The sequence below is a fragment of the Streptococcus sp. 3874 genome (genome assembly GCF_013276425.1).
GTDB classification, from domain to species: Bacteria; Bacillota; Bacilli; order Lactobacillales; family Streptococcaceae; genus Streptococcus; species Streptococcus pseudopneumoniae.
This window is the reverse complement of the sequence record NZ_VMLA01000069.1, coordinates 1-10,835: the sequence shown is the minus strand read 5'-3', so window position 1 is coordinate 10,835 and position 10,835 is coordinate 1. Positions and strand designations below refer to the sequence as shown.

The window sequence follows — 10,835 nt, the reverse complement described above, 5'->3', positions numbered from 1 at the left end:
CTAGCCGCAGGTTGCTCAAAACACAGTTTTGAGGTTGTAGATAAGACTGACGAAGTCAGTGACCATATCTACGGTCAGGCGACGCTGACGTGGTTTGAAGAGATTTTCGAAGAGTATTAGTCAATCTTATGCTGTTTTTTCCAAGATTGGATGGCCCATTTATGGCTACCACGTTTAAGATTTTGGATAGCCTCGTCAATAGGGAACCAGGCAATATGATTAAAGTCTTCTAGTGGATTTTGCACTTCTTTGAAAGAAGTCGCTTCATAGAGGTGGGCAGGATTGTAGTAGTAGGTATCACGATGACGAGAGTAGAAGTATTCATCAGCCTGTCCATAATAGGTACCAATTTCAGCTGTGAAACCAAGCTCTTCAATCAATTCACGCTTTAGGGCTTCCTGATGATTTTCACCTGCTTCAATTTCGCCACCTGGTAGGAACCAAGCGCCATTAGGTGCTTGAACAAGAACAATTTGTTTTTGTTTAGCGTCAGGGATAACTGCATACACTCCATAGCGTGCAACATAGTCTGTATTTGCTTTTTTTTCTCCGAAAGTTGGGTTTGCCATTGCATTTTCCTCATTATCTAGTATCTTTATTATTATCATAATGGACAAAGGCAGAGCTGTCAAGAACTTATAGTTATTTTAGTAAAAAGAGCAGAAAATTTTCATTTTCTACTCCTTTTCTATAGGATTTATACTTCTTTTTCATAAGTTTTTACTTCAACTTTTTTGGCAGACTTAATTTGAATGTTTCCCTTGCTAGTCAGAACTGCTTTGAGGTCTTTTTCGCTTGGATTTTCAAGGTAGTAGTCAGTGATTGCGTCCTCAATATAGTCTTGAATAGTCCGACGAAGTGGGCGTGCTCCCATTTTTGGATCATAACCTAGGTCAACCAGCTTTTCCTTGACCTTGTCAGTTACATCCAAATGAATGTTGTTGCTAGAGAGGCGCTTGTTAACATCTGCTAGCATGAGCTCGACAATCTGAAGGAGATTATCCTTGCTGAGAGCCTTAAATTCGATAATGCCATCAAAACGGTTCATAAACTCTGGGCTAAAGAAGTTGCCGAGTTCACCGAGAACAGAGTTGGTACGTCCTTCTCTAGTAGCCCCAAATCCAACGTTGGCTTCAGACTTACCTGTACCTGCATTTGAGGTCATGATAATGATGGCATCCTTGAAGCTAACGGTCCGTCCTTGCCCATCTGTCAAACGACCATCGTCCAAGACTTGTAGAAACATGTGCATAACATCTGGGTGAGCTTTTTCCACTTCATCGAGAAGGATGAGAGAATATGGATTGCGGCGAACTTTTTCAGTTAATTGACCAGCCTCATCATAGCCAACATAACCTGGAGGAGCGCCGACCAACTTAGCCACACTGTGTTTTTCCATGTATTCACTCATATCAAAGCGAATCATACTATCAGCAGAACCAAAAAGTTCGATAGCCAGTTGTTTGGAAAGTTCTGTCTTACCGACACCAGTTGGCCCAACGAAGAGGAAGCTTCCGATTGGGCGGTTAGGGGTACCAAGTCCGACACGATTACGGCGAATAGCCTTGGCAATCTTATCGACTGCATCATCTTGGCCAATAACATGAGACTTGAGATCTTCGGCTAGATGGATGAGTTGAGATTGTTCTTTCTCTTTCAAATCACCAACAGGGATATTGGTTTTCTGCTCGATAATGTGCTCAATAGTTTTCTCGCTGATGATAGGAGTATCCTGGTCTGTGATCTTTTTCTTTTGCATTTCCTTATACTTGGCAATCTGGTCGCGGAAGTAGGCCGCCTTCTCAAAATCTTCTTCTCGTGTAGCTTGAGACTTGAGATTTTCAGCCTCAATCAAGCGCTGATCAATGACTTTAGGATCCACAAAATTCAAGGTCAAGTTCATCTTAGAACCAGCTTCATCTAGGAGGTCAATGGCCTTGTCAGGCAAGAAGCGATCTTGGATGTAGCGATTGGAAAGAGTTGCAGCTGCTTCAATCGCAGCATCTGTATATTGAACGTGGTGGTAATCTTCGTATTTCTTTTGAATCCCTTTGAGAATAGTGATTGTTTCGTCCACCGTTGGTTCATCGACTTTAACAGGCTGCATACGACGCTCGAGGGCAGCATCCTTTTCAATGATACGGTATTCATTGAGGGTAGTAGCACCGACTAGTTGCAGTTCTCCACGAGCAAGGGCTGGCTTGAGGATATTTCCTGCGTCCATATTACCATCACTCGCAGAACCAGCACCAACAATTTCATGGATTTCATCGATAAAGAGGATGATGTCTTCACGTTTGCGAATTTCTTCCATGAGTTTTTGCATGCGTTCTTCAAATTGTCCTCGAATCCCCGTTCCTTGAACTAAGCTAACCACATCCAGACGGATGACTTGTTTACCTTGGAGTTTATGTGGCACATCGCCATCGACAATTTTCTGAGCTAGACCTTCGACAACGGCCGTTTTTCCGACACCAGGTTCACCGATAAGGACAGGATTATTCTTGGTTCTACGATTGAGAATCTCGATGACACGGATAATCTCATCGTCGCGCCCAATAACGGGGTCAATGTCTCCACGACGGGCAATCTCAGTTACGTTGATACCAAATTCTTCTAGCAGGCCTTTTTCTTGGCTTGGGGGCGGAGTTTGAGCAGATCCACGATTTTGGGAACCATAACCGCCGTTTCCACCGTAACCTCCACCTGATTGGGTTGGGGGAATAGGAGGAGTATTGCTAGAAGGTCTGAAATTGTTTAGATCATTGAAGAAATCACCAAAGGGATCGAAGTCACGATTGTTCAGATCCGTCATACCTTTGAAGAGGCTATTGTTAGGATCTGTTTTGATAATCTTATAGCAGTTTTGACAGAGGTCAATTTGTTTTTGTTTTCCATTGAGATTGGTGTAAAGATGAATTGTTGAGTCGTTAATTTTACAGTTTTGACAAAGCATACATCTACCTCATTTCTTTCTTTAGCCTGACTTGTTTAAAGGTCAAAAATAGTCAAATTCTATACTCTCATTATAACAGGATTGGGGTGTAAAGCAAGTAAAAAGATTGAAGCTTTGAGAAGTTGTTACAATGAAAATTTTTGTGAATTTGGACTATAAAAAAATCCTATTTGTGAGACAAAAAGGATTTTACTTAGACATGCAGGGACAATCCCAGCTTGTTTTAGATTAGTAGAGAAGTTCGTAAATTTCCATTGCGATTAAGTCAATGCTATCAAACGTATACGTTTCGCGATCTTCTACGTCACGAAGGGTAAAGATTGGGCCGTTTTCTTCGTCGTGGCTGTACGCAACTTCTGCAACAACAACTCCTTCGCGTTCAAAATTACGTTTTAAATTTCCGCCATCGTTTGCCATTGCTTCAAGGCGGTTGATGATTCTAACCAAATGTGATTCCATTTTGATTCTCCTTCATTTCTTATCGTTACTATTTTACCATAAAGGAGGCCAACTTGACTAGAAAAAACTAAGATTTCTCGCTAATTCTGCTAGTTTAAAGATTTTTAAATAAATTGGATAAAAAATTTAAATTTTAATTCAAAACATGTTATAATCATACAGTATTCTATTTTAGAAAGCAGTGTGACTATGAATTTTTCTTTTTTACCTAAGTATTTACCTTATTTTAACTATGGGGCTGTTGTGACGATTCTTATTTCTATCTGTGTTATCTTTTTGGGAACTATTTTGGGTGTTGTCTTGGCTTTTGGGCAACGTTCAAAGTTTAAACCGCTTGTTTGGTTGGCCAACTTGTACGTTTGGATTTTCCGTGGGACACCGATGATGGTTCAAATTATGATTGCCTTTGCTCTTATGCATATCAATGGTCCGACTATTCAGATTGGAATTTTAGGTGTTGATTTTTCGCGTCTGATTCCAGGGATTTTGATTATCTCTATGAATAGTGGTGCTTATGTTTCGGAGACTGTTCGTGCCGGAATCAATGCGGTTCCAAAAGGTCAGCTAGAGGCGGCTTATTCGCTAGGGATTCGTCCTAAAAATGCGATGCGTTATGTGATTTTGCCACAAGCAATCAAAAATATCTTGCCAGCATTGGGGAACGAATTTATCACCATTATCAAGGACAGCTCCCTCTTATCAGCTATTGGGGTCATGGAGTTGTGGAATGGGGCTACAACAGTTTCTACAACAACCTATCTACCTTTAACACCGCTTTTATTTGCAGCATTTTATTACTTGATTATGACCTCTATTCTGACAGTAGCCTTGAAAGCTTTTGAAAAACATATGGGACAAGGAGATAAGAAATAATGACAGAAACCTTGATAAAAATTGAAAATTTACATAAATCTTTTGGAAAGAATGAAGTATTGAAGGGCATCAACCTCGAGATTAAAAGAGGAGAAGTTGTCGTTATCATCGGTCCTTCAGGGAGTGGGAAATCTACCTTGCTTCGCTCTATGAATTTGTTGGAGGAAGCAACCAAGGGGAAGCTTATCTTTGAGGGAGTCGATATTACGGACAAGAAGAATGACCTGTTTGCCATGCGTGAGAAGATGGGCATGGTTTTCCAACAATTTAATCTCTTTCCTAATATGACTGTGATGGAAAATATCACCTTGTCACCTATCAAGACCAAAGGTGAGAGCAAGACAGTGGCTGAGAAGAGAGCCCAAGAGCTTTTGGAAAAAGTTGGTTTGCCAGATAAGGCAGACGCTTATCCACAGAGTTTGTCAGGTGGTCAGCAACAACGGATTGCCATCGCGCGTGGGTTGGCTATGGAACCAGATGTTTTGCTCTTTGACGAGCCAACTTCAGCCCTGGACCCTGAGATGGTTGGAGAAGTTTTGGCTGTTATGCAAGACCTTGCCAAATCAGGAATGACCATGGTTATCGTAACACATGAGATGGGATTTGCGCGTGAGGTGGCAGACCGTGTTATCTTTATGGCAGACGGTGTAGTTGTTGAAGACGGGACCCCTGAGCAGATTTTTGAACAAACCCGAGAACAACGGACTAAAGACTTTTTGAGTAAGGTTTTATAATCTATTTTAAAATTTCAAGACAAGATTAGTGAAAAGCTCAACCAGAGCTTTTTCTTATAGTTTGAAACTATAGGATAGCCTAGGAAAGAAGTGTTAGAGGGTACTAGCAGTTTTTGGTATAATGGAAGATATTTGAAAGAAAAGAGAAGTGATATGACACAGATTATTGATGGGAAAGCTTTAGCGGTCAAATTGCAGGGGCAGTTGGCTGAAAAGACTGAAAAATTAAAGGAAGAAACAGGTCTAGTGCCTGGTTTGGTAGTGATTTTGGTTGGGGACAATCCAGCCAGCCAAGTCTACGTTCGCAACAAGGAGAGGTCAGCTCTTGCAGCTGGTTTCCGTAGCGAAGTAGTGCGAGTTCCAGATACCATTACCCAAGCGGGATTATTAGACTTGATTGCCAAATACAATCAAGATCCAGCTTGGCATGGGATTTTGGTTCAGTTACCATTACCAAAACATATCGATGAAGAGGCAGTTTTGTTGGCCATTGACCCAGAAAAGGATGTGGATGGTTTCCATCCGCTAAATATGGGACGCCTTTGGTCTGGACATCCAGTCATGATTCCATCAACACCCGCAGGGATTATGGAGATGTTTCATGAGTATGGGATTGACTTGGAAGGTAAAAATGCGGTTGTCATTGGTCGTTCAAACATTGTTGGAAAACCTATGGCCCAGCTTCTTTTGGCCAAGAATGCAACAGTGACCTTGACTCACTCACGCACCCATAATCTCGCTAAGGTTGCTGCTAAAGCGGATATTCTTGTAGTCGCAATCGGTCGCGCCAAGTTTGTGACTCCTGATTTTGTGAAACCAGGTGCGGTTGTCATTGATGTAGGGATGAATCGCGATGAAAATGGGAAGCTCTGTGGAGATGTTGATTATGAGGCAGTTGCCCCACTTGCTAGCCATATTACGCCAGTTCCTGGAGGTGTCGGTCCTATGACCATTACCATGCTAATGGAGCAAACTTATCAAGCAGCACTTCGGACATTGGAAAGAAAATAAGAGAAAATTCGCTGAAGAGAGTGTATTTTCTATAGCTATATCTAAAATGGCAGAAATGAATATTAAATTTTAGATATAAGATTACAAAAGGAGGTCTGCGCCTCCTTTTTGTTGTATAATAAATGTGAGAGGAGAAAAGGATGAAAGTGATTGATCAAACCTTACTAGAAAAAGTTATTATTGAACGTTCTCGTACAAGTCATAAAGGAGATTATGGTCGTTTGCTGTTGCTGGGTGGGACTTATCCTTATGGGGGAGCTATCATCATGTCAGCCATTGCAGCTGTTAAAAGCGGTGCAGGATTGGTAACCGTTGGAACAGATAGAGAAAATATCCCTGCTCTACACAGCCATTTACCTGAGGCTATGGCCTTTTCTCTTCAAGACCAGCAACTGTTAAAAGAGCAGTTGGAGAAGGCAGAAGTTGTCTTGCTAGGACCTGGTTTAGGAGACGATACTTTTGGAGAAGATCTAGTCAAACAGGTTTTTGCTAGCTTAAGACAGAACCAGATTTTGATTGTAGATGGAGGAGCCTTAACCATCCTTGCTAGAACAAGATTGTCATTTCCTTCTAGCCAGCTTATCCTAACTCCCCACCAAAAGGAGTGGGAAAAACTGTCTGGAATTACGATTGAAAAACAAAACGAAGGTACAACAGCTAGTGCTCTGACTTCCTTCCCTAAAGGAACAATTTTGGTGGAGAAAGGTCCGGCTACTCGTATTTGGCAAGCTGGCCAATCTGATTATTACCAGTTACAGGTTGGCGGTCCCTATCAGGCGACTGGGGGAATGGGAGATACTCTGGCTGGTATGATTGCAGGATTTGCAGGCCAGTTTAAACAAGCTAATCTTTACGAACGTGTAACCGTAGCGGCTCATCTTCATTCAGCCATTGCTCAAGAGCTAGCTCAAGAACATTATGTGGTCTTGCCAACGGAGATTAGTAATTGTCTTCCTAAAGTAATGAAAAGATATGTCTAAAATAGTTAGACAAAAAATGTTGATAATTTGTATCATTATTCTTAATTCACAAAAAACGAACGTTTAGTATTCTTCTTACTAAGAAACTAAATTTGTTCGTTTTTTTACTCTTGTAAATCTATTTTTGTTAGAGTTGATTTGGTTTACATCCGTACTTAAAGTGATTTGTCAGAGCTCTGTTTTTATTAAAAAAATTCAATTTCCAGGATAAATAAGCAGTATTCTAGAGGTACTTTTAGATGAAATAAAAGCCTTTACATGGTATAATAGAAGTAGCTCTTTAATGGAGGTGTTTGAGTGGAAAATCTGAAAAAAATGGCAGGTATCAAGGCTGCTGAGTTTGTCAAGGATGGCATGGTAGTCGGACTGGGAACGGGGTCTACTGCCTATTATTTCGTAGAAGAAATCGGTCGTCGGATTAAGGAAGAAGGACTGAAAATTACAGCTGTAACGACTTCTAGCGTGACTAGTAAACAGGCTGAAGGCCTTAACATCCCGCTCAAGTCGATTGACCAAGTAGACTTGGTTGATGTGACGGTTGACGGAGCGGATGAAGTAGATAGCCAGTTTAACGGAATCAAAGGCGGTGGTGGTGCCCTTCTGATGGAGAAGGTTGTCGCAACGCCCTCAAAAGAATATATTTGGGTGGTAGACGAAAGCAAACTGGTTGATAAACTAGGTGCTTTTAAACTGCCAGTGGAAGTGGTCCAGTATGGTGCAGAACAGGTCTTCCGTCGTTTTGAGCGAGCTGGCTACAAACCGAGTTTTCGTGAAAAAGACGGCCAACGTTTTGTGACCGATATGCAGAACTTTATCATTGACCTAGCCTTGGAGGTCATCGAGGATCCAATTACTTTCGGGCAAGAATTGGACCATATCGTTGGTGTCGTAGAGCACGGTTTATTCAATCAAATGGTGGATAAGGTAATCGTTGCTGGACGAGACGGGGTTCAGATTTTAACTTCAACGAAAGCAAACTAATCAACATAATAAGGAGATACACTATGTCAAAATTTAATCGTATTCACTTGGTGGTACTGGATTCTGTGGGAATTGGTGCTGCACCAGATGCCAATAACTTTGTCAATGCAGGGGTTCCAGATGGAGCTTCTGATACACTGGGACACATTTCAAAAACAGTTGGTTTGAATGTGCCAAATATGGCTAAAATCGGTCTAGGAAATATTCCACGTGAAACTTCTCTTAAGACTGTTCCAGCTGAAAGCAATCCAACAGGTTATGCAACAAAATTGGAAGAAGTATCACTTGGTAAGGATACTATGACTGGACACTGGGAAATCATGGGACTCAACATTACTGAGCCCTTCGATACTTTCTGGAATGGATTTCCAGAAGAAATCTTGACAAAAATCGAAGAATTTTCAGGACGTAAGGTCATTCGTGAAGCCAATAAACCTTACTCAGGAACAGCTGTTATCGATGACTTTGGACCACGTCAGATGGAAACTGGGGAGTTGATTATCTATACTTCAGCTGACCCTGTTTTGCAGATTGCTGCTCATGAAGACATCATTCCTTTGGATGAATTGTACCGTATCTGTGAATACGCTCGTTCAATCACCCTTGAGCGCCCAGCACTTTTAGGACGTATCATTGCCCGTCCTTATGTAGGTGAACCAGGTAACTTCACTCGTACGGCAAACCGTCGTGACTTGGCTGTATCTCCATTTGCACCGACTGTTTTGGATAAATTGAACGAAGCTGGTATCGATACTTACGCTGTTGGGAAAATCAACGACATCTTTAACGGTGCGGGTATCAACCATGACATGGGCCACAACAAGTCAAACAGCCACGGAATTGATACTCTTTTGAAGACTATGGGACTTGCTGAGTTTGAAAAAGGATTCTCATTCACAAACTTGGTTGACTTTGATGCCCTTTATGGTCACCGTCGTAATGCTCATGGTTACCGTGATTGCTTGCATGAGTTTGATGAACGCTTGCCTGAAATTATTGCTGCCATGAGAGAGAACGACCTTCTCTTGATTACTGCGGACCATGGAAATGACCCAACTTACGCAGGAACAGACCACACTCGTGAATATATTCCATTGTTGGCCTACAGCCCTGCCTTTAAAGGAAATGGTGTCATTCCAGTCGGACATTTCGCAGATATCTCAGCGACTGTTGCCGATAACTTTGGTGTTGAAACAGCCATGATTGGGGAAAGTTTCTTAGATAAATTGGTATAAGATGACGCGCTATGCTTTGCTGGTGAGAGGTATCAATGTTGGTGGCAAGAATAAGGTCGTCATGGCGGAGTTTCGTCAAGAATTGACAGAGTTGGGGCTGGAAAAGGTTGAAAGCTACATCAACAGTGGCAATGTTTTCTTTACTTCGACAGTTCCCAAAGCCCAATTGGTTGAAAAGTTAGAGGCTTTCTTTGGAACTCGTTATCCATTTATTCAGAGTTTTTCTTTACTGAGTCAGGAAAACTATGAAGCAGAAGTGGAAAATCTCCCAGCTTGGTGGAACGAAGACTTGGCAAGAAAAGACGTTCTCTTTTACACTGAGGGTTTGGACGTGGAGCAAGTCATTGAGTCAGTTAAAAGTTTAGAGCTGAAAGATGAAGTGCTTCATTTTGGAAAACTTGGTATTTTCTGGGGGAAATTCTCTGAAGAATCTTACTCTAAGACTGCCTATCACAAGTACTTGCTCAAGATGCCTTTCTATTGCCACATTACCATTCGCAATGCTAAAACCTTTGACAAAATCGGTCAAATGCTAAAAACTAAAAAAGGAGACACATAATGACATTTTTAGATAAAATCAATGAAACAGCTGCTTTCCTGAAAGACAAGGGAATTCAAGCGCCTGAGTTCGGTCTAATCCTTGGATCGGGACTGGGAGAACTGGCAGAAGAAATCGAAAATCCAGTTGTAGTAGACTATGCTGAGATTCCAAACTGGGGCCGTTCAACAGTAGTTGGTCACGCTGGGAAATTGGTATATGGTGACCTTGCAGGTCGCAAGGTCTTGGCTCTTCAAGGTCGTTTCCATTTTTACGAAGGAAATCCTCTGGAGGTCGTGACTTTCCCAGTACGTGTCATGAAAGTTCTTGGATGTGAAGGTGTCATTGTAACCAATGCAGCTGGTGGTATTGGATATGGTCCTGGTACTTTGATGGCTATCTCAGACCATATCAACATGACGGGGCAAAATCCATTGATGGGTGAAAACTTGGATGACTTTGGTCCACGTTTCCCAGATATGTCTAAGGCCTACACTCCAGAATACCGTGCTACTGCCCATGAAGTTGCTAAAAAACTTGATATCAAGCTTGATGAAGGTGTCTATATCGGTGTTACTGGTCCAACTTATGAAACACCAGCAGAAATCCGTGCCTATAAGACACTGGGAGCAGATGCAGTTGGTATGTCTACGGTTCCTGAAGTTATCGTGGCAGCCCACTCTGGCTTGAAAGTTCTGGGAATTTCATGTATCACTAACTTTGCGGCTGGTTTCCAAGAAGAACTCAATCACGAAGAAGTTGTAGAAGTGACTGAAGGTGTCAAAGGTGATTTCAAAGGTTTGCTTAAAGCGATTCTTGCAGAATTGTAAGAAAAAAGATTTAAAAGGGGGAATACCTCTACCTTTTCATGATTGACTGGCTATTCGGAACAAAGAAGAAACATAGGTAGACTATGGGTTTCTTCCTACTCTTGTAACTGAAAGAGTCTGATAGTTAGCATTGTGAAAGACAAGAATCTAGGATGCTGGAATTAGCTTCCTAGCCAAGCAGACTAGTATGATAAGAAGAGATAAGAATGAATTTATACTCAATGAAAATCAAAGAGCA

The 10,835-nt window shown here is 41.6% G+C and carries 11 protein-coding genes; 8 read left to right on the top strand and 3 right to left on the bottom strand.

From position 1 onward, the window contains the following. Positions 1 to 116: 116 nt before the first annotated feature. The 3 genes from HT703_RS07515 to HT703_RS07505 all read right to left on the bottom strand — a co-directional run bounded on the left by HT703_RS07515 (position 117) and on the right by HT703_RS07505 (position 3,415). Positions 117 to 569, bottom strand: coding sequence for an NUDIX hydrolase (locus HT703_RS07515; RefSeq protein WP_050971398.1), 453 nt, complete (start codon positions 567 to 569; stop codon positions 117 to 119). A gap of 128 nt (positions 570 to 697) precedes the next feature. Beyond that, positions 698 to 2,956, bottom strand: coding sequence for an ATP-dependent Clp protease ATP-binding subunit (locus HT703_RS07510; RefSeq protein ID WP_172930007.1), 2,259 nt, complete (start codon positions 2,954 to 2,956; stop codon positions 698 to 700). 228 nt (positions 2,957 to 3,184) lie between these two features. Beyond that, positions 3,185 to 3,415, bottom strand: coding sequence for a YkuJ family protein (locus tag HT703_RS07505; RefSeq protein WP_000443573.1), 231 nt, complete (start codon positions 3,413 to 3,415; stop codon positions 3,185 to 3,187). A gap of 189 nt (positions 3,416 to 3,604) precedes the next feature. On the opposite strand from HT703_RS07505, the gene HT703_RS07500 reads away from it, so the two are divergent. From HT703_RS07500 to HT703_RS07465, 8 genes are all read left to right on the top strand, one after another. Continuing rightward, positions 3,605 to 4,288: an amino acid ABC transporter permease gene (locus tag HT703_RS07500; RefSeq protein WP_172930006.1), complete on the top strand. Its 684-nt coding sequence runs from the start codon at positions 3,605 to 3,607 to the stop codon at positions 4,286 to 4,288. Then, a complete protein-coding gene (locus HT703_RS07495; RefSeq protein WP_172930005.1) occupies positions 4,288 to 5,022 on the top strand; it encodes an amino acid ABC transporter ATP-binding protein in 735 nt (244 codons plus the stop codon). The genes HT703_RS07500 and HT703_RS07495 overlap by 1 nt, the downstream gene beginning before the upstream one ends. Positions 5,023 to 5,175: 153 nt before the next feature. Continuing rightward, entirely contained in the window at positions 5,176 to 6,033 is an 858-nt protein-coding gene (locus HT703_RS07490; RefSeq protein WP_054392749.1) for a bifunctional methylenetetrahydrofolate dehydrogenase/methenyltetrahydrofolate cyclohydrolase, read from the top strand. Positions 6,034 to 6,173: 140 nt separating this feature from the next. Then, positions 6,174 to 7,013 (top strand): NAD(P)H-hydrate dehydratase, encoded by an 840-nt coding sequence (locus tag HT703_RS07485; protein WP_054392748.1) that lies wholly within the window; start codon positions 6,174 to 6,176, stop codon positions 7,011 to 7,013. Positions 7,014 to 7,310: 297 nt separating this feature from the next. After that, the gene (gene rpiA / locus HT703_RS07480) at positions 7,311 to 7,994 is read left to right on the top strand and encodes a ribose-5-phosphate isomerase RpiA (RefSeq protein ID WP_054392747.1); all 684 of its coding nucleotides are present in this window, start codon (positions 7,311 to 7,313) and stop codon (positions 7,992 to 7,994) included. Positions 7,995 to 8,017: 23 nt separating this feature from the next. Next, positions 8,018 to 9,229 (top strand): phosphopentomutase, encoded by a 1,212-nt coding sequence (locus tag HT703_RS07475; RefSeq protein ID WP_054392746.1) that lies wholly within the window; start codon positions 8,018 to 8,020, stop codon positions 9,227 to 9,229. Between the two features lies 1 nt (position 9,230). Further along, positions 9,231 to 9,788: a DUF1697 domain-containing protein gene (locus HT703_RS07470; protein WP_054392745.1), complete on the top strand. Its 558-nt coding sequence runs from the start codon at positions 9,231 to 9,233 to the stop codon at positions 9,786 to 9,788. Next, on the top strand, positions 9,788 to 10,597 hold the full coding sequence (locus HT703_RS07465) for a purine-nucleoside phosphorylase (RefSeq protein WP_054392744.1): 810 nt from the start codon (positions 9,788 to 9,790) through the stop codon (positions 10,595 to 10,597). Before HT703_RS07470 ends, HT703_RS07465 begins: the two co-directional genes overlap by 1 nt. Positions 10,598 to 10,835: the final 238 nt, after the last annotated feature.